This is a genomic window from Collinsella sp. BM28 (assembly GCF_054551995.1).
Genome location: NZ_JBTOLJ010000001.1, coordinates 1,966,919 through 1,987,811 on the forward strand (window position 1 = coordinate 1,966,919; position 20,893 = coordinate 1,987,811).

Annotated in this window: 14 protein-coding genes; 5 read left to right on the forward strand and 9 right to left on the reverse strand. The window is 56.8% G+C overall.

From position 1 onward, the window contains the following. Positions 1-20: 20 nt before the first annotated feature. Both ACX9NZ_RS08485 and ACX9NZ_RS08490 read left to right on the forward strand, forming a co-directional pair. Entirely contained in the window at positions 21-4,352 is a 4,332-nt protein-coding gene (locus tag ACX9NZ_RS08485) for a SpaA isopeptide-forming pilin-related protein (RefSeq protein WP_407496180.1), read from the forward strand. Continuing rightward, entirely contained in the window at positions 4,349-5,143 is a 795-nt protein-coding gene (locus tag ACX9NZ_RS08490) for a class B sortase (RefSeq protein WP_302742005.1), read from the forward strand. Before ACX9NZ_RS08485 ends, ACX9NZ_RS08490 begins: the two co-directional genes overlap by 4 nt. 326 nt (positions 5,144-5,469) lie before the next feature. Here ACX9NZ_RS08490 and ACX9NZ_RS08495 read toward each other — a convergent pair whose 3' ends face one another. Next, complete coding sequence (locus ACX9NZ_RS08495; RefSeq protein ID WP_407496178.1) at positions 5,470-8,349, reverse strand: M28 family peptidase; 2,880 nt, start codon at positions 8,347-8,349, stop codon at positions 5,470-5,472. A gap of 240 nt (positions 8,350-8,589) precedes the next feature. On the opposite strand from ACX9NZ_RS08495, the gene ACX9NZ_RS08500 reads away from it, so the two are divergent. Then, positions 8,590-9,639: a helix-turn-helix transcriptional regulator gene (locus ACX9NZ_RS08500; RefSeq protein ID WP_407496176.1), complete on the forward strand. Its 1,050-nt coding sequence runs from the start codon at positions 8,590-8,592 to the stop codon at positions 9,637-9,639. Then, entirely contained in the window at positions 9,626-10,546 is a 921-nt protein-coding gene (locus ACX9NZ_RS08505; RefSeq protein WP_294122193.1) for a helix-turn-helix transcriptional regulator, read from the forward strand. Before ACX9NZ_RS08500 ends, ACX9NZ_RS08505 begins: the two co-directional genes overlap by 14 nt. A gap of 21 nt (positions 10,547-10,567) precedes the next feature. On the opposite strand, the gene ACX9NZ_RS08510 is transcribed toward ACX9NZ_RS08505, so the two are convergent. After that, positions 10,568-13,495, reverse strand: a complete 2,928-nt coding sequence (locus ACX9NZ_RS08510; protein ID WP_407496173.1) for a helicase C-terminal domain-containing protein — start codon at positions 13,493-13,495, stop codon at positions 10,568-10,570. Continuing rightward, positions 13,492-14,451, reverse strand: a complete 960-nt coding sequence (locus ACX9NZ_RS08515) for a D-alanine--D-alanine ligase family protein (RefSeq protein ID WP_294122189.1) — start codon at positions 14,449-14,451, stop codon at positions 13,492-13,494. Before ACX9NZ_RS08515 ends, ACX9NZ_RS08510 begins: the two co-directional genes overlap by 4 nt. A 170-nt stretch (positions 14,452-14,621) precedes the next feature. On the opposite strand from ACX9NZ_RS08515, the gene rlmN reads away from it, so the two are divergent. Continuing rightward, a complete protein-coding gene (gene rlmN / locus ACX9NZ_RS08520; RefSeq protein ID WP_302742016.1) occupies positions 14,622-15,668 on the forward strand; it encodes a dual-specificity RNA methyltransferase RlmN in 1,047 nt (348 codons plus the stop codon). A gap of 311 nt (positions 15,669-15,979) precedes the next feature. On the opposite strand, the gene ACX9NZ_RS08525 is transcribed toward rlmN, so the two are convergent. From ACX9NZ_RS08525 to ACX9NZ_RS08550, 6 genes are all read right to left on the reverse strand, one after another. Next, the gene (locus ACX9NZ_RS08525) at positions 15,980-16,231 is read right to left on the reverse strand and encodes a hypothetical protein (protein ID WP_294122184.1); all 252 of its coding nucleotides are present in this window, start codon (positions 16,229-16,231) and stop codon (positions 15,980-15,982) included. 8 nt (positions 16,232-16,239) lie between these two features. Further along, positions 16,240-17,058, reverse strand: coding sequence for a ParB/RepB/Spo0J family partition protein (locus tag ACX9NZ_RS08530; protein ID WP_118654034.1), 819 nt, complete (start codon positions 17,056-17,058; stop codon positions 16,240-16,242). Between the two features lie 43 nt (positions 17,059-17,101). Next, a complete protein-coding gene (locus tag ACX9NZ_RS08535) occupies positions 17,102-17,902 on the reverse strand; it encodes a ParA family protein (protein WP_407496170.1) in 801 nt (266 codons plus the stop codon). 666 nt (positions 17,903-18,568) lie between these two features. After that, positions 18,569-19,342 (reverse strand): 16S rRNA (guanine(527)-N(7))-methyltransferase RsmG, encoded by a 774-nt coding sequence (gene rsmG / locus ACX9NZ_RS08540; protein ID WP_118654032.1) that lies wholly within the window; start codon positions 19,340-19,342, stop codon positions 18,569-18,571. A 102-nt stretch (positions 19,343-19,444) separates the two neighbouring features. Continuing rightward, on the reverse strand, positions 19,445-20,026 hold the full coding sequence (locus ACX9NZ_RS08545; RefSeq protein WP_199588913.1) for a Jag family protein: 582 nt from the start codon (positions 20,024-20,026) through the stop codon (positions 19,445-19,447). A gap of 60 nt (positions 20,027-20,086) precedes the next feature. Further along, positions 20,087-20,866 (reverse strand): YidC/Oxa1 family membrane protein insertase, encoded by a 780-nt coding sequence (locus ACX9NZ_RS08550; RefSeq protein ID WP_407496167.1) that lies wholly within the window; start codon positions 20,864-20,866, stop codon positions 20,087-20,089. Between the last annotated feature and the right edge of the window lie 27 nt (positions 20,867-20,893).

Below are 20,893 nucleotides of genomic sequence, written 5' to 3' on the forward strand. Positions count from 1 at the left end.
ACGGGAGAACGGGAGGAACGGTGAAACGCTTTCGGACACACCTCGCCGCGCGCCGGCGACACGATCACTTCATCGCATCGAGAGGGCCGCGTGCAAAACCGCGACGTCCCGCTCCCAAGCTACTCGCCGCGCTCGCCGTGGCCGCCGTTGTCGCGCTGGGCATGCTGGCGGGAACGATGGAGGGCGGCAAGGCTACACCTACCGCATATGCGGCACCCAGCACGATCACCGGCAAGGCGGACATCGTCATTACGAACAAACAGCAGGCATACTATGAAGGTGCCGTGGCCCAATGCAAGGCAACGATCCATCTTCCCGATGGGTCGACGCAGATCGCCTATGGGCGCTGCATCTCGGGCATTCATTACGCCGTCCCCTACGACGGAACCTATGACTATGTGGGAACTCTCCAGCAGGACGGCACGTATTCCATCGTCATCCACTCCAACACGAGCGGCGGTGCAAACGCCGACGCGTTCCTCGAAGGCGAGATGTGGGGAACGCAGCAGATGGGAGAGATCCACCTGCGCTACAACCCCAAGGTAACAGTACGGTTTACCAAGACGTCGGCGGATGTCGAAATCACCAAGGGAAACGGGACGTACTTCCTCAAAGGCGCCGTTTACGACATCTATCGAGCGTCCGATGGGGCAAAAGTCACCTCAATAACAACGGACGAGCATGGGCACGCCTCCTGCGAGCTCACGCCCAACACCTCATACTACGCCATAGAGGTCAAAGCGCCGGCAGGGTTCAGCCTCAACAAGCAGCGCATCGAATTCTCCACCGGTGATTCCGAGGGCTCGGTCCCCCTCTCCGACAAGGCGGGGACCGTACGGCTCATCATCGCCAAAAAGGATTCCGCCACGGGCGGGAAAGCGCAGGTGGGAGCATCGCTCGAGGGTGCTGAGTTTCGCGTGACATCAACCTCCACATCCGGCTGGAGCGCAACGGGAACCACAAACAAAGAGGGGTCAGTCGTGTTCGACGCGGTGCCGCTCGGAAACATCGTCGTCACCGAGACCAAGGCACCTGCGGGATACAAGCTTGATCCAAACGCCCATACCTACACGGTCGGCGCCGATCAGCTGGGAGATGCCGAGGTCATCACCCTTGAGCCCGATGATTTCATCGAGCATGTCATCGCGTTCGACATCGACATCGTCAAATACCGTGACACCGGGGCCGAGGGATCGGGGCTGCAACATGCCGGGCCGGGCATCCGATTCGAGATCATCTCGAACACAACCGGCAAAACCGTTGGCTCCCTCATCACCGACGAGAACGGCAAAGCGTCCACCGATCGCGCCGAGACGGTGAATCGGGAGGCGATTGCCGCCGACAAGACGGATGACCCGCAGAAACCCTGGATGGGCGAGGGAAAACGCGTGGAGGGCATATCCGGCGCGCTCCCTTATGATGCCAAGGGCTATACGGTCCGCGAAGATCCTTCCACCACACCTGAGGGCTATCGTCCCTGTCCCGATTGGACCATCGGCGTGGACGCCATGGCAGACGGGGCGAGCCTACATTACATCGTCGATAACGACCTCATCACCTCGCGCATCCAGGTGGTCAAGGCCGATGCCGAAAGCGGGCAAACCGTACCGCTCGCCGGCTTCTCCTTCCAACTCTTGGACAAAGATCTCAAGCCTATTACCCAAGAGGTTTGGTATCCCAACCACAGTGAAGTCTCCATATTCGAAACCGACGAGACGGGAACCGTCACGTTTCCCGAGGCACTCAGGTCGGGAACGTATTATCTTCGCGAGGTGGCGGCGCGGGAGCCATATCTTCTTCCAAACAAGGATGTCAAGGTCGTCATTTCAGACGAGCATGAAACCGGCCCGGTGACTGTTGTCCGTGTGGCGGACGAGCAGGCACGGGGAGTCGCATCCATCCACAAGACCTGCTCTGAAAAGGATGATTGTCCACACCTTACCGAGTTTCAGGAGCCCAGCAAATCGCTTCAAACAGGGAAAATATCATCCCAGAGCAAATATGATGCAGCCTATGGCCTTGCAGGCGCCGAGTTCGATGTGGTGGCCCTCGATGACGTTATCAGCCCCGATGGAACCATTCAGGCAACCGCCGGACAGATCGTCGATCACGTGGTGACGCAGGAAGGCGGCTGGGCACAGTCCAGAGAACTGCCCTTAGGGATGGGCGGCGCGCGCTATGCCTTCGTTGAAACGAAGGCTCCAGATGGGCACGTTCTTGACGCGACGCCGCTCGAATTCACCCTCACATACCAAGACAGCTCCACGAACCTCGTGTATGCGGATGTCGAAGCGGCCAATGAACCCACGCATCTTGAAGTCGATAAGAACATTACGGACAACGGTGCTCCTTTGGAAGGTGCGTCCTTCTCCTTGTGGGATAGACGAGACGAGATCTCCGTCTCTCCGAACGAGGGCGGCGCGATCGCGGTGCGTGCTCCCGAGGGATCAAACGTCTGCGCCCAGCAGCGCGTTCCCTACGCCGTCATCGAGCTCGTCAAGCCAGACGCCATATCCGTCTCCCTCCAGCGTGAGGGAAGCTCTCCCCTCGAACTCACAACATCCCAAACCAACCTCGAGCCCGGCTTATACGCGCTTTCCGTTATTCGCGATGGCAAGCAACTCGACATCGACCTCAAGGAACTCGACATCGTCGAAAACCAGAGATATGTTCTTTCCATCACACAAGGGGTGTTCGGTACGAGCGCGACACTCGCGCATGCGGGAGATGCGTGCAAGCCGGTTGAGCTCACGTATCGGAAAGAAGACAACGCTTACACAGCAAGCGATCTTTCTGCCGGGCGTTACGAGCTAACCGTCGATGGAGGTGAGGCGCACACCGCAACCTTGGGAACCACCGCCTCATACGCCATGTTCGATTCGGGGACGTGGACAGATCTCCCCATCCTTCTTACCGGCAGCGCCACAACGTTCGACGCCTCCACGGATGCGAGCGGAACTCTGACCGTAAAGCACCTGGAGGAGGGGGCGTATGGCCTGCGAGAAACGGGGGCTCCCCCTGGTTTTATTGGCCCATACCTTCCTATCTTCTTCTCAGTCGACGCACATGGCCAGATTGAGGGTAAGCAAACCCACACCGTGACCGTAGAAAACGACTACACAAAAGTCGAGATCTCCAAAAGGGATATCACCAACGAAGAGGAGGTGGAAGGAGCCAAGTTGAGCATCCTCAACAATAAGGGTGAAGTCGTTGAGCAGTGGACGAGCGGAAGTGAGGCCCATCGTATCGATCGACTCGCACCGGGTACCTACACGCTCGTTGAGGATATGACCCCACGCGGGTACGACAAGGCCAAGAGTGTCGCGTTCACCGTTGAGGAAACGGGGGCGGTGCAGACCGTCACCATGTACGACGAGCCCGTTACCGTTCAAGGGGAAATCGACAAGCGTCAGGAAATCGCCGACCCAACGGCACCCGATACCGTCGAAAACGGAGACGGTCTTAATCAAGCGAACGTCACGGTCTCCCCCGAAGGCCGATTCGACTACAGCATCGACTTTAGAAACACAAGCTCCACCTGGGTCGACGAGTTCACCGTCACCGATGACCTGGATGCCGTGCGCGAGGGGCTGGCGATATTCGAGGGAATCACGACGCCGGTTGCGCGCGAGGACTTCGACGGCAAGCTCAACGTGTGGTACACCACGAACAACATCGATGATGACCATATGGATGAAAGTGGTGCAAACGCGACGCGTGACGATGGGCACGACAACCCCTGGCTCACCGACCCCGCCACGGTGCATCTAGGCGATGATGGTCGCGCGGTCTCTTATGCGGGCTGGGCCCTGTGGACACAAGACCTGCCGGCAGACGAAGCCCACATGTTGTTCGCAAAGGACCTTGGCCTAGGTGAGGGGGAATACATCACGGGTATTCGCCTTGAGTATGGTCGAGTGGAGCAGTCGTTTACGTCACGGCGCGATTCTTGGAAGCGTGATGACCTTAAAGATCCGCACGATGATCTAGACCGTATCGAGCGCGCGCAAAGCTCAAAGAGCGAGGGGGATAATCCAGCGGAACAGTCGTTGTCCCCCGCAGTCATTCACATGCGCGCGACCGGCGAATATCTCGCCGGCACCGATTTGTCTAATTCAGCCCACGTGGATTTGTATCGCAACGGAGGCGGTACCGGACTCGAAGACCATGACGAAGACTACGTAACCCAAACGCCGGGCAATGAACCCAAGGGCCCGCTCGCCCAAACGGGGTGGGCATCACCGGCGGCCTTCCTGCTTGCCGGGGCACTAGCCGCCGGCGGTGTGGGCCTCGCCTGCGGCAGGAGAGCACGTGTTCGGCCGCAGCGCCCTTATCTCAAACGGCGATCATGAGCGTTGGAGGACGACGTATTCGACCGCTCTTCAAGCGCGCCATGATGCTCACTGCAACGCTGCTCGCCGCGACGGCGGGCATCATGGCCGCCGGCACGTCACGCTCACTATCTCGATATAGCACGCTTGAGGTCGAGGTGATTGGCGATTCCCCAAACAACGCGGCAAAAGAGGGCATCGACTGGCCCTCTCTGAGGAAGGAGAACCCCGATGTAGTCGGATGGCTAACGGTTGAGGGCACGAGCATCAGCTACCCCGTTACATCAGAACGGGGAGAGCATGCTGGCGGATGGTATTTGAAACACGATTTCTGGGGGAGGGCAAGCACCTTGGGCTGTCCCTATATCGACCCCCGTTGCACTACGGAAGCTTCCCATATCCTCATCTATGGACACACCGTGGATGCGCCAGACTCGATGTTCACGCCGCTTTCGCACGCCTATGAACAGCAGACCTTTTCACTCATCGGAGACGCGCATTGGTCAACCCCCGAGCATGGAGATGCAACGTTTAAGCCTCTCATGGCAATCAACGTCGATGCCTTATACCCAGACATCCAGCAGTTCCGATTCGCCAGCAACAGTGGTCTGCGCTCCTTTTTGCGCTCCCTTTCCAAAGACGCCTCATGCTGCGCCGAAAACAAGGAGGAACTTATCGAACGGGCTCGCCGTGTACTCAGCTTGGTGACCTGCCCGTCACCCCATGAAGGAGAGTGCACAAGAACCATCGTGATCTTTGTCCAACTGCAAGCACGATCGCGACCACTTCGTACAAAGCATTTCCAGCCATAAAAGGGCCTCCCATTTCTTGTGTCCAAGAAATGGGAGGCAGTTCAGGCATATCGCTAGGGCCGGGGGCAAACGACAAGGGCGGGCGCCAGAGGCCTACTCGGTTAGCTAGAGACCCACTCGGTTAGCTCCTCGTCCTCCTGGGTTACAGCCTGATTCTCCTCAGCTCGCTGAGCGCGCACGCTATCAGGTGTAGACCATTTCTCTCCCAGATAGTACGACAAGCCCAACCCGAGCAAGACGGCGATGGTCGCCCCGATCAAATACTGAACCCAATGTTCCTTGATGTACCTGAACACGGTCTCTCCCCTATAGCATGTGTACCGCTTTTACGAGCGGCGGATGACCTCGGTGACCACATCGGACACGAAGGCAACGTTGTCCGTATCCACGTTGTACGGCTGATCCTCCTCCGTATGGGCGAGGGCGAAGCCGGTGCCCTCAACACCACCGATGGTCAGGGAGCGCAAGCTCATACCCATGGCGACATGGGCATCGGTTGTCACGTACGGCATGTCGACCGTCGCACACTCGCGATGGAAGTCGCTGCTCACCTGCTGGACCAACTTCATGATGCGCTTGTCACCCTTGAAGACGCGTTGCTCACCTTCGGTGGCGAGCATGGCGAGCTGACCCGCACCCACGCTCTCGAGGTTGATGAGGAACACACCGCGAAGCTTGTCACGATGGGCATCGAGGAAGGCGCGGATGCCGGCGTTGCCGTTTTCGGATGCGCCCGTGGCCACGAACCAGATGTCGTGTCCCAAAAGCTCGTCATCGCCCATGTCGGCAACGGCCTCGCGCAGCTCCTCCTCGGTTGCGCCGTCGTAGCCAGCGGCGCCGCCCTTCCATCCGTCGTCGAAGTTGTCCCAGGAACCGATGTCGTTCCCCGTGGACTTGGCATCAAACGAGCCATCGACACCAAGCCACTCACTCATGCTGTCATCGTTCTTCCTCTTGCGTCCAAAGAGGCGGCCGATTCCACGGTGCGGCTTCTCTTGAGCGGGCGCCGGGGCGCTGATGGTCTCAAACGACTGCTCAGGAGCTGCAACGGGCTCGGGAGAACTGATGACCGTAAAGGCACTGCGGGCCTCGGAGGCGACATCAGCGGTCCCGCTTTGGTTCGGAACATTTGGGACACCCTGAACGCCAAACGGATCGGCCGGGGCGGCGGAAGGATCAGGTAAATCGAACAAGGAGGCGCGGTTCGCCGTCTGGGGTACCCGGGGCACAGGGGCGTCCGCCGTGCTCGGCACGTTGATGGTGCGCTTGGGGCGTGCCGGCACCGCAGAGTCTATCTGGGCCATGAGGGAGTCAACCGTCTCCACAGGCTGGACGGAGGGCTGGACGGGCATGGCAATCGTGCCGGACATGTCGGCTTCTCCGCGAGGCGTGGCAGAGGGCATCGCGAACACCTCAGTAGCGCCAGCTGCGTCCTGATCCTCGTGATCCTCCTCCACGTGATGCTCTTCCTCAACGGGCTGCCCCGCAGGGGCCTCCTCTGCAGCAGCGTCAACGGCGGCGTTCCCATCCTCAGAAGGAGTCTCGTCGCTCGCCGCCATGGCCGTCTCCTCAGCAGCTTCGTCCTCAGCCTCGTCCTCGATGACCTCATACTCAGCTTCCATCACGACGTCGAAGTCGTCTTCTTCCTCGACCTCTTCCTGAGGGGCGAACGCTTCTTCAAATCCGTCCTCATCCTCAGCCTCATCGTAGGCCTCGGCGAGCTCGCTCTCATCGTTAGTGTCCTCTTCGGAATAATCCTGCTCGAGCTCAACATCCTCGTCGTAGGTGTCGTATGCGTCATACGCGACGGCGGCGGGAGCCTCCTCCTCATGCTCAACCTCAAACGCGGTTGGGGTCTCGGGCTCGGGCTCATCACCCGGTTCGTACAGCACGACGCAGCTCTCGGGAAGCATACCCAAACCGCGAATCACGTCAGCGCCAAAACGAACGTTGCCCGCGCTGTTCAAGTAGAAGGGAAGCTTGGGCTCGGGGGCGGCGGCATCCAAATCAAGCTCGGACTGCGTCCCGGCACCGAGATCTTCTTCCTCGCTCTCCAGGTCCTCTTCGACAACAGGCGCGCTATCAATAGCGGGCATGGTGGCGACCGTGGCATCGGCGTCGAGCTGCTCCTCGACCTCATCCTCCGCGGGAGCGACATCGTTCTCGACATTCATGGTCACCGTCGACCCAAGATCAACAGCAGGAAGATCGGTAGCCGTCGCGCCGAGCACGTCGACGGGCTCGAGCACCACAGGCACCTCGGGAACCTGCTCGACAACCTTACCAACCTCGGCGGTCTCGGTAACCTCGTCCGCCTCGCCATTCTGCTCGTCTTGCCCCTCAACCTCGTGGGGGTAAGCCATGGCAGCCTCCGCCTCAGCGGCAGCAGCCGCCTCTGCCGCGGCGATCGCGTCTTCGAGGATGCGCTGCTGCTCGGCGAAATACTCGTCCGCCGGCGTATCATGCGGGAATTCCTCACCAAGCTCGTACGGCGAAACGGCATCCATCACGCCGAGCATCGCGGCAACGGAAGACTTGTTCGACACGGCGCCCGTGGTATACGGCAACACGAAACGATTGGCAATAATCGCAACGCCGTTCGCCAGCGGAACCAAAGCAGCAAGAATGGCGAGAACCCAAAGCACCGCTTTGGCGGCACCCGGAACGGGGAACAGGCGAATGAACGCGAGAACCGCGGGCGCGACCATCGCAAAGGGCAGCAACTTGACGATGAGGGGCTTGTACGCCGCGAACGGCTCACGGGCAAGCAGGTCCTCACGCGGCGAATCGTAATGGGCGACCACCACGACAGGGCGGTTGCGGGGCGAGGCGAGCGGGCCGGAAGCACGATGGTAGGCGATGACATTCTGGCTCAAACCACCAGAGCCCAAACCGGAGATCACGGGGCGACCCGTGCGCTCGAGCACGTAGACAACGGCGGCGGCGAGGGCCAAAAGCAGGCCGACCACGCCAAGGGCCCCTCCAATGCCGCAAAGCACGGCACCGACGAAAGCGACGATACCCAAGATGGCCTGGGCAACCTTGGTCATGCCACTCGCGCTGAACTCTTGCATCTCGGGCGTGAATCCGTGATCGGCAAAGATCTTCGCGATGACGTTGGCCGCCTCGCGCTCCTCTTCACTACACGCCGGAGTGATACCCGTGTTCTGCAGTAGGTGGCTCAGGTATTGTTTCGTATTCGCCATGTGGGCTCCACATCGAACTCGCTTATGTGCAAACGCATCGAATTCACGATGCGCATGTATAGTCGCAAGTATACCCTTACTTATGCTTTACCTGCAGAATTTCAACCCCTCAATATGGTTCCTGCAGTCGCAATTCCCCATTAACACACGGCGAACATGAGCAGAACACCCCACCTCCTTACACTAGAATGAGGTAACCAACGAGCAGGTGTTGACCAAGTGGGAAACGGGAGGGTGCGCATGCAGAACGGAACTTCGAATGCCGCACATGACGAGGTGAAACCGCGTGCGTGGACGAAGTCCGAAGACATCGCGCGGCGCATGCTCAACCTCATGTTCTCCCTCAGCGTGGCACAAGAACCCCTCACCACTGAGCACATCATCAACGACCCCGAGATCGGCTACACCAGTCCATCTCGCGAATCGCGCATCAAGGCGTTTGCCCGCGATCGCGAATCTTTGGCCTCTCTCGGCGTCCATATTCGAGAGGCGTCCGACTCCCACAACGCCAAAAACGAGCAGCGGAGCTGGGAGATCGACCGAACTTCCACGCATGCCGACACTGCCGCGCTCTCGCCGTACGATGCGGAGGAGGCAGTTGCGGCAATCGACCAGATATTTGCACTTCACGCCGACGATCCAGCGCGTTGGCCCCTCCAAATGGCCCGCACCAAACTGTGTGAAACCGCGGGCATCTCCCCGGAGGGCTCCAGCACGCAGCCGCTGAACATCAAGCGCGATCTCACCAACTTGTGGAACGCTTTTTCGCGCAGAAGGCCGGCGTCGTTTACCTATCGCGACGCACGCGGAAACGAGAACATCCACACCGTCGACCTCTACGGATCTTTTGAACGGGGGAGCTACGTATATCTTGTCGGACGCGACCATGGGGCAGACGGGCTGCGCACTTTTAGAACCGACCGCGTTGTCTCCGCAAAAAGCTCACCGGAATCGAGCAGGCCCTACGTGATTCCCTCCGAGTTCGACATCACCGGCTCTCAATTCCTCCCCTTTGACTTCTCCGCATGCAACCCCGTCTTGGCGGAATTCTCCTTTTCGCCCGGCGTGGGCGCTCACGAGATCGAACTCATCACCAAAGGCAGGGGAGAGACACGCGATGAGGAGGACGGGTCGACGCAATGGTCCGTCGACGTACGGGACGTTGATGCCGCAGCGCGATTTGCCCTCGAGCACGCTCATATCGGCCTTTCCGTTCGTGGACCCAAGGTGCTCGTCGACTGCGTGAACCTTATAAAACAAAAGGCGGTAATGGCGCATGAACAGCAATGATAAGCCCCTGGGTAGGGACGAGATTACGAATCTGTGCTTAATTCTTCTCACTTCCCTCACCGCATCGACAGGAGGCCATATACGCATCACGGATTTTTGCCGCAAGTTCGGTATCAGTTCATCCCAGTTCGAGCGCGTTTTTGAACTGCTCCAGTCAATCGCCGATGAACGCACGGGTGCGCGCATCGCCATCGTGCGGGACGAAGATCGCGTCTCCCTCATGGGCAACGCCGGAGCAATAGAACCCGTTCGCCTCACCGCTCCCGAGGCACTTGCGCTCAACCAAGCGCTTGAACGCTGCAACCTCGACAACCGCGTGCGGGAGCGAATCGCGACGGCACTCGCCCCCATCACGCATGAAGCCACAGGCAAGCGCCTCCTCTCCGGCGATGCCCTCTTCGGCGGATTCTATCCCGCCGTCGCCGAGGCAATCGCCTATGGGGTGCGCCTGCGCATGAAGTATCGCGCCATATCCGAAGATGCCCCGTGCGAGCGAATCATCGACCCCGGGTACATCGAGGTCGCGGGTGATGCCGCATACCTCGTGGCGTGGAATGTCGTGAAGGGTGGGCAGCGCAGCTACCGACTCGATCGCATCGATTCAGTCGAGTTGACCGAGGATTCCGTAATCGACCATCCCTTTGTCCGCCTCTCCGCCGCGGAAAGCCTGCAAAAGCATGGAGACACCGCCAAGATGCGATGGAGCACCCAAGAGGCGTTCGACGCGTCCACATGGGCGGGTATCGACCGCGATAGCGCGAAGCGCAACGACGATGGCACGGTCGAGGCGAACGTGAGTTATACCTCAACGCCATGGCTCTTCGACCAGGTGCTCGCTGCCGGTGGAGAGCTCATCATCGAGGCGCCGGATGAGCTCAGAGCTGCTCTCATCACCTACGCACGATAGACACGGGGCGCGGCGACCAAACTACCGGTGGCTGGCACGCCAAAGCTCAAGATAGCGACCTACCTGTGGGCTTTCGATACGCTGGTACGCGGCGGGCAGAGACGAGAGGAACTTCTTGCCATACCCCTTGGTCACCAAACGCGAATCCGCCAACACCAAAACGCCGGCGTCGGTCGACGTGCGAATCAGTCTACCAGCGGCCTGCTTGACCTCCAACACCGCCTCGGGCAGCGAGTAGCGGGCCCATGCGCGATCCTCACGCACACCGCGTTCGCACGAGAGCGGGTCCGTCGGGCTCGAGAACGGCAACTTGGGAATCACCACGCAGCGCAGGGTGTCGCCGGCGGCGTCAAAACCCTCCCAAAACGCCTTAAGGGCAAACAGGGAACTCGTCTCGTCGGAGAGGAATCGATCACGCAGGATCTTGGCGGACGTGTTCTTCTTCTGGCAATCGAGAGCGAGGCCCTCCTTTGACAGGCGGGGAGACACGCGGTCGAACAACTCCTCCATGTCACGCCTATTCGTAAAGAGAGTGAGCGTTGAGCCCCCCATTGCCATATGTACGTCTACCAGCAGGTTTTCCAAAGCATCGAGGTATGCCGCCCGATTACGCGGATCGGGGATATCGCCCGCAACCACCACTGCCATATTTCGCTCGAAATCGTAGCTCGAATCGAGGTGTAGAGTCTGGAAGGACTCGCGTCCCAAGCGATCCAACCCCACGGCATGGGTGAAATGATCAAAACTGCCCGAAACTGTCATGGTCGCCGAGGCGAATATCGCCGTGTGCATCTCGGGCAGCCAATTTTCAGCAAGAGCCTCACCAATATCAAGGCGCTCGGCGCTTAGGCTCTCCCCACCCGCCTTGATGCGGCGGTTGACCTGGCACGAGTAGACATAACGGTCGTTGGTGCCTTCCACCACCAGCTTGAGTCCGTCGTTCAGCTCCTTGAGACGGCGTTGCCCATCTGCGACGTCTGCGACAAGCTCCGGCTTTTCCTCCGCCACAGTCTCAACGAGTGAGGCGAGGTTCTTTGATGCCTCATCGAGTGCGTCGATGGCCGTATTCGCGACCTCGGCGAACACACCCCATGCGGCACTTTCCCGCACCTCGCGGCCAATCCACATGTTGGCGGTATCGTATCCGCTATCCGAGCGGGCAGATCGCGCGAGATCGCGCACGGCATCGAAAAGATCGGCCATGGCCAGGGATGCACGTTGCGTGCTCGAGGTCGCCTTGGCGGTCAAACCCATGAACAACGTGGCGGCGTCAGAAGCTGCGAGGTCTCGGGTGATCCTCCCCAGCGAACCGGTGCGCGCACCGCCCAACCGCTCAAAAATCGATCGGCTCTCGTCCGCAGAGACCGTGACCGCCCACTGCCTGCGAGCCTCACCTTCGATCGAATGGGCCTCGTCAACCACCCAATGACGAATAGGCGGCAGGATCTTTCCGTCCGCCGCGACATTGCGGAAGAGCAGCGAATGGTTGGTTACCACCACATCCGCGCGGGCGGCGCGCCGGCGAGATCCGTGGACCATACATTTGTCGGGGTAAAAGGGGCACAGCCGCCGAGCGCATTCGCGAGAGGAGGTGGTGAGATCTGCCTTTCGCACACTCCTCCAGCGAATGCCCAACCCATCGAGATCGCCAGCGGGCGATTGGCAGGCGTAGGCGTAGATAACGGCGATGGCGGTGAGCGTGTCTGCCGGGTCGCGCGTGGTGTGGACCTCGCTGGCGCGCGCCAAGCGCTCAAGTTTTCGCAGGCATGGGTAGTGGTCATAGCCCTTGAGGGCACAATACGTCAGACCGCCCTCGATTTCACGGGCCAGACGGGGCAGCTCGTGATACATCAGCTGATCCGCCAGATTATTCGACTTCGTGGCGATGCCAACCGTGATGTTGTTGCGTTTTGCCGCCTGAGCGAAGGGCACGAGATAGGCGATTGACTTGCCCACACCGGTACCAGCTTCGATCACGCGATGCGAAGAAGTCGCCAGGGCATCACGTACCTCGGCTGCCATCTGCATTTGCTCCACGCGCGGTTCGTAACCAGGGTACATGCGGTTGACGAGACCGTCTGGCTCAAAGCACGCTTCGACCTCTTCGCGCGAGGGCATATTGAGTCCCGGAAGCTCATCGGCATCGATACGCGCACCAAATCCCGCCGCAGACGAAGAGTCGGCGGCCAAAATGTCATGTCTGGCACTTACCAGCGAAAACACTGCTTCGGGATGGCTGCCGGCCAAGAAGCTAAAGATCGGCCGGTAGCTCCACGGTACATCGGGGTGCATATCCGCCAAACGGCGCATGAGGCCGAGCGGCAGGTCATCAAGCCCGCAAAGCAGGATGCGCCAGACACCGCACAGCGCCTCGACATCGGCATTCGCACGATGAGACACGCTCGCACACCCAAACAGCTCGGCCATGGACGCGAGCTTATGTGAACTCAAACGCGGCAATGCAATGCGCGAGAGGGCGAGAGAATCAATCCAGATGTCCGACACTTCCGAGCCGCCACTCACGGCCTCTATGAACCCTCGGTCGAAGGCTGCGTTATGGGCAATCACCGGCGCGCCACCCACGAACTCCGCAAGAGCGGCAACCGCCCCTTCGGCGGAAGGGGCGTGAGCAACATCGGCATTCGTGATACTCGTAAGCTCCGTAATCTCGGCCGGTATAAGCCCCGAGGGCTTGACGAACGTATCAAAGCGATCGACGATCTCGCGACCGCGCAAACGGGCGGCGGCGATCTCAATCAGCTCGTTCTCACGATGGGATAGCCCCGTGGTCTCGGTATCGAGCACCACCACGTCATCTTCTATCAGGCCAAACGAACGCGTCTCGGCACGGGCGGCGAGCGTTGCGTATGCGTCAATAACCTGCTGCGGAGTGCCCGGAAGCACCGCCGCAGCCATCGCGAGCGGTGATGCCGCGGCGGAGGCGCTCATCGACCGGCTCGCTCGAGGGCCAGATCGACCAGTTCGACACACAGATCGCTAAACGCGATACCGGCGTGGCGTGCCTCATCAGGCACGAGAGACTCAGGCGTCATGCCGGGAATGTTGTTAGTCTCGAGGATGACGGGGCCTTCCTCCGTGACAATTACGTCTGTACGCGAGATACCGTACAGACCCAACGCCTCATGCGCGCGACAGGCGATATCCTGCACCTGTGCGTAGACATCCTCAGGCAGCTGGGCTGGAATCCGATGGATTTCGGCGGGGTCGGCGTACTTCACCTCGAGGTCGTAAAACTCCGACTGCTTGGGCATGAGGATCTCCACCACGGGCAGAGCGCGAAGGGTGTCGCCATCGCCAACGGCGGCAACTGAACACTCGGTACCAAAGACCCGACGCTCCACCATGACCTTCTCACCGTGCTCGAATGCGAACTCAATAGCAGCGGCGAGCTCCGAGGGGTCCTTCACCAGGGAAATACCGTAGCTCGAGCCGTTCACCACCGGCTTTACGAAGCTCTGAGGCCCCACAACCTCGATGATCTCCTCTATCGAAGGCATATCGGCGCGGCCGAACGTCACACTCGGCGCGACGGGCAGGCCGGCGCGGCGATAGAGCAGCTTGGAAAGGTCCTTGTCCATGGCGATGCCGCTCGCAAGGGGAGACGAAGCCGTATAAGGGATGCCCATGAATTCCAGCACGTGCTGGGTCATGCCATCCTCGCCACCGCGGCCATGGAGGGCGATAAACGCCACATCGAACGACCCCGTGGACATGGTGTTAAGAAACGACGGGTCGGCGGGATCAACCAGCTCCACCGCTCCATAACCCGCCTCCTCGAGCCCCTGTACGACATGAGCACCCGAAGCGAGGGAAATCTCGCGCTCATCCGAGATTCCTCCCGCAAGGACTGCAATCTTCATGTCCTGGCGCGTCTTGTCGCTCATGATGTCACCTTTCAGGCTCGAATCCCCCTCAAAGCCCGTTATGGCGAGGGAGCGGTGTCCATTTCACGCAATAGCTGCGCATCTGCATCGCAAATGCCCAACAATACCCTATTGTATAGGTATATATGCCCTTGAGACGCACGAGCATCTCACCACCCGAAAGGCGACAAATGGAACGCACCGATCGTGCACGCGATATACGTCTCCTCGATTTAGAGGAACTGCAGAATTTGGTCAAAGAACTCGGTCAACCTGCTTTTCGCGCCAAGCAATTGAACGAATGGATTCACGAGAAGAACGTATGTTCGTTTGATGAGATGACCAATCTCCCTGTGGCAATGCGTGAGAAGCTATCAGAGCGCTTTTCCTTCAATGTACCGGTTGAGCTTGTTAAACAGGTCTCCAAGGATGGCTCTCGCAAGTACCTCCTGCAATTTGCCGATGGCGTCTCCGTCGAGACCGTTGGCATGCCTAATCGAAACAAGCTGGCCGTCTGCATTTCTTCTCAGGCGGGCTGCGCCATGGGATGCGCCTTTTGTGCGACCGGCCTTGCCGGCCTTTCCCGTTCTTTGACGGCTCAAGAAATGGTCGATCAGGTGCTCCATGTCTCCCGTGACTTCGGCGAGCGCGTTACGAGCGTTGTCTTCATGGGTCAAGGTGAGCCCTTCGCTAACTTCGACGCTACGATCGACGCGTTGCGAGCGCTCAACGATCCCGATGGACTCGCCATCGGAGCGCGCCATCTCACCGTCTCCACCTGTGGCGTTATCCCCGGCATTCGCAGATTCGCTGAGCTTCCCGAACAGTTTACGCTTGCGATTTCTCTGCACTCGGCCGTCCAGGGAACACGCAACCAGCTCATGCCTGGCGTGAAGAAGTACACGCTTCCCCGGCTCCACGAGGCCATCCAGCTCTATGTTGAGAAGACCGGCCGCCGCCCAACGTACGAGTTTGCCATGATCGACGGCATCAACGACACCAATCCCGAGATGCAGGCTTTGATCGACTTCTGCGCCGGGACGCTCTGCCACGTCAATCTCATTCAGCTCAACAACATTCCCGACAGTCCGTTCCGTCCTTCTCCCATCGAGAAGGTCGAAACGCTGCAGCGCCGCTTAACCATGCACGGCGTCGAGACGACTATTCGAAATTCTCGCGGCAGCGATATCGATGCCGCGTGCGGCCAGCTCAAGCAGCGCCGCTTCCGCGTTCAGTAGGGGACACTGCCAAGGAGACGTCGTCCAGGTAGTTACTCAAGGGTCCAGCCGGGAGAACTGTCCAAGAGCGCTTCCTATGGGGCGAACAGGAGGCACCACCCAGGGGAGACCATCAATCCACGGGTGATGTGTTTCACATGAAACGAAGTAGGGGTCGCGAATTGTGTTCGCGACCCCTATGTTTATATCTCTCTCATCAACCCACATGAAGGAGGTGTTATTCAAAGCCTGAGGCTAATGCTTAGCATTGGGTGGATCAAAAGCATTGAGGTGTCTTCCCGAGTATTTCACACCTACTTATTGTTAGGTACCTAATAACCTATTGACTCCCACTGTCTTTCCACCCAGTCCTGATTGACTTGAGGATTCTTGGTCAACCGTGCTGTTCGCAGAGCAACTTCTTCCGACATCTCGTCTACCTTCTTTTTCGAAGTTGAGAAGATATCGGTCACACCATTTTTCATTCGTTCGATGGACTCGGGCCGCGTCACAACAATGAATCCAACAACAGCTCCAAGCCCCACTGCCAACGAAGTTAAAGCAATCTCAGATGCCCTGCTCATCGTTTACCTCAATCATTATTTACATCGACCATAGATTCAAGGATGCGTTGCAGGTCATCCTCATCCTTGAACTCGATTTCAATCTTATTCTTACCCCGTGTCGCGCGCACCTTAACATTGGTATTGAAGATCTGCCGCAGCACACGCGCTGCCTTTTTATACGACTGCGGTGTGACCGGACGAGGTGCACGCGGCGAATCTCCGACTGAAAATAACGGAGCAAGGTTTTCAGTCGCACGAACTGACAAACCTTCAGCAATAACTTTTTCAGCAAGCTTAATCCTTGCATCCTCAAAGGGAACAGCAAGAATGGCGCGCGCATGACCAGCAGTCAGCTTACCCTCGTACATCATCTGCTGGACCGACTCTGGAAGGTCAAGGAGACGAAGTGAATTCGTTATCGCTGAACGAGACTTAGAGACAGCTTTCGAGAGAGCCTCCTGTGTCATTCCACTCGCCTTGATGAGCTGCTTGTAACCCTTTGCCTCTTCTATGGGGTTAAGATCGGATCTCTGAAGATTTTCGATCAACGCAAGTTCGAGCATCTTCTGATCGTCAACGTCCCTAACAATAACCGGAACTTTTTCGAGTCCCGCTATCTTCGAGGCCTGATACCGACGTTCACCGGCAATAATCTCATATTTAGAGCCATTCTTTCGCACGAGGAGCGGTTGCAGGACACCATTCTCGCGAATTGACTCACTCAACTCCTCGAGTTCAGATTCATTGAAATGAGTTCGTGGCTGATTGGGGTTTGGAACGATCTGCTCCAACGGCATCTCCGTCTCAGGGGCTGCAAATCCAGTCTCAGACTGAGCTTCCCCCATAAGAGAACCCAGACCACGTCCGAGCGCGGGCTTTTTCTTTGGACTAGGCACGACGAATCACCTCTGTAGCCAGATCCATATAGGCAATTGCGCCCTTGTTATGTGGCGCGTACTCAATCACAGGCATACCGTACGAAGGAGCCTCAGACACCTTTACAGAACGAGGAATGCAGGTTTTGAAGGCGGTATCTCCAAAATAGTTCTGTACTTCCTCAACGACCTGATTCGACAAAGAAGTTCGCGAGTCATACATGGTCATTAGCACACCATAGGTATCAAGGTCTTTATTAATGCGACCTTTAACCATACGCATCGACTCCAAGAGTTTCGTTACGCCTTCAAGTGCGTAATACTCGCATTGAATCGGAATGAGTACACTGTCTGCGGCAGCAAGTGCATTAATCGTTAACAAGCCAAGTGAGGGTGGACAATCTATGAGGATAAAATCGAATTCCTCTTTAACGGGATCCAGAAGATCTTTCAGACGTGTCTCTCTGGCCATAGCAGAAACGAGCTCAATTTCGGCACCGGCAAGTTGAATAGTTGCCGGAATGATGAATACCCGTTCACTAACCGTATCGTGAATGAGTTGTTCTGCGGGAACATCATGCAGGAGCGCATCGTAGATGCATTGCGAAAGTTCCTCTTTATCGACTCCGATTCCGCTCGTACTGTTACCTTGCGGATCAAAGTCGACAATCAGAACCTTACGTCCCTGCTTTCCTAATGCTGCTGCAAGATTTACCGTTGTTGTCGATTTTCCGACGCCACCTTTTTGATTGATTATTGCAATTGTGTGCAATGGCTTAGCACTTTTCGAGCGCTTAACGTCGCGAAATCCCACATTCCCTCCTGGATCTTCAATATGTATGCTGCATTACTCCCATAGGGATCAAGTTTCACGTGAAACATTGCGGACACAACAACGTCCTTTTGTCCCAACGATATAACTCATTAACAATCTTAATATGTTTCACGTGAAACAGCTAGTAAGAGATATCTTGTTTTTAAATTCACCTATGCCGTCAATTCAAGCTGCTTATGGCTTCACATTGGGATATCAATAATGAAATTTCCATTCCAATTGAGCGAACACTATTTGCGCACTGAATACCGATGCTTCGTGATTGTTTTGAACATAGTACTTATATGCTTAGTTGCCAGAGGATTAGATCTCTTAAGAAACAAACAGCCATGAACTAGCTAGAAATTTAACAATCATCTGCATTACATCAAGCCAGATGAATCACAGTTTCACGTGAAACAAGATCGGGAGACTGAGGGTAAACGCGATTGTGTTACCCTTCAATACCTGTTTCTTCTTTTAATAGCATTCTCGACATGAATGGATGATCTATTTAGATTGGTTCAGTTGGAAAACACAATAACCAACACTTCGAACATAACTCAAAACTAGAAACGCATAACGTAAAAGACAAGACGAATAAAGAAATAACCACCCCCAAACATGAGGTGGTTACAATAAAACAGACATGAATTGGAAAAGAGACTAAGAAACCAAGGGCTGTTTCTTAGCAAGACCAACAGGTCGAGGGAGATGAATCTTTGGATTCGAGACTTTCTGGTAAAGAAACACTGTGCGATGACCCAACCCACGAGGCAACTCGAACTCATCGGAACCAATGAGTTCCAATCCACATATCGAAGCTGTTTGATCTGCAATATGACATTCATCTTTGGAGGGGTTTGCCTTTGCAACAATCAAATAGCCATCTTCTTCAAGAAATGGAGTGGCATATTCAACAATGAGATTCATCTGTCCAACTGCGCGCGCAAGGACGATATCGAAAGCGTGGTGATGCGCGGTAGCATATGATTCGCAGCGATCGTGAACAGCCTCGACACCTTCTAATCCAAGTTCCTCTATAAATGCCTGAACGGCTTGAACCTTCTTACCAACCGAGTCGAGTAACACACCATCACAGCCGGTGTAAACACAGAACGGAATACCAGGGAAGCCGGCGCCGGTACCAATATCCAAGAATCTTTCCGGTTCAATGGGCAGATCCCTGGTAAGGGCAAGGGAATCGACGATATGCAGAATCAAGGCATCGTGAATATCTTGAATCCTTGTGAGATTCATATACTCATTGACCTGATTGACCATGAGTAGATGCTTGATACACATTTCCGCTTCGTCCCTACTGACCTCAATATCAAGCTCTAAACAGTAGGAGATAAGCTCATTTACGAGGTTTGAAATTTGCTCCTCGGATTCACCGAGTGCATGTAGTTGAATCCTGCGAGACGTCTCTTGCGACATAGACACCATCCAATCAAAATGACTGAGGTTAGTGTATCAAGAAGTTCAGTCATAAGAAAAGGGCACCCGAAGGTGCCCTTTCGCAAGCAAATACCTTGAAGCTTATCGAAGCGTAATGACCACGCGACGCTCAGGTTCCACACCTTCGGAGTGAGTATCAATGCGATCGTCTTCACGAAGAGCGATGTGAACAAGACGGCGTTCATATGCCGACATAGGAGGAAGGTTAACCGAACGACCCTGAGAAACAGCACGAGAGACAGCGTTCTTTGCCATACTCACAACCTTGTCGTGGCGTCGACTCTTGTAACCCTCAACGTCAATAGACACCGGATAACGGAATCCAAGCTTACGACTCACAAGCAGGGAGACAAGCGTCTGAAGAGATTCAAGCGTGCGACCATGGCGGCCAATCAGGACAGCTAAGTCGGGGGCAGTAATATCCAGAATGAGCTCACCCTCATCACCTTCGTACTCGTCAATGGAAGACCCTTCCGCATCGAAATGAGAAAGGATGGAGCGCACCACGGAAATGGCGACATCGGCAATGGTGTCGAGCTCTTCATCAGTTAAGGCGACGCCTTCTTTATAATGGACGGCAATCTCGGGATACTGGCCGACAATCTGCTCATCAGCAGACTCTACAGCCTCGTCGATAATCTCTTCAACAAGTTCGTCAGCCATGATCTTCTCCATAGTTTGGTACCTAAATAAGATTACAATCCGCTACGTGAGCTAGCGACATTAGCGGCTTTTATGGGGGCGCTTCCTGTGCTCGCGACGAACCACATCGACCTCGATGGGAGCGTTCACCATGCGCTCCTCCTCCTCGGCCTTAGCCTTCTCGATGACCTTCTGGGTGACGAAGATCTGCTGGATGACCTGCCATGCGGAGGAAACGTCATAGTACAACAGGACGCCGGCGGGAAGACCCCAGCCCATGAAGAGCATCATAACGGTCATGACGACCATCATCATCTTGGTGCTCTGCGCCTGGGCGCCCGTCTGGTTGCGCGTCATGTACAGCTGCGGGATGAACGTCAGCAGACCGAACAGGATCAGGGCGAGCAGGTACGGCAGAGCCTCGGCAAACCCACCAGCAAAGGCCTGGGAGGGAGACATGACGAGGTTGGGCAGGATGTTGAAAAAGGAGAAGCCCTGCTCAGCAGCACTGGGGAAGTAATGACCGAGGTCGCGCAGGAGGTTGAATAACGCGATCATGATCGGCATCTGGATGAGCAGGGGCAGGCACCCGCCAAAGGGGTTGAACTTGTTCTCAGAGTAGAACTTCTGCATCTCCTCTGCCTGCCGCTGGGGATCGTCCGCGTAGCGCTCTTGAATCTCCATGAGCTTAGGCTGCAGCACCTGCATACGAGCGGTCGATTTGGTCGACTTGAGCATCATGGGCGTCAAAGCGAGGCGAATAATCACCACCAAGATGATGATGGAAAGACCCCAGTCGCCCGCAAAGCCCTGTATGAGCTGAAGCGCCTGGAAGAGAATCTGAACAATCCAGTCCCACATACCAATAATCCTTACAGTAGGAACCAA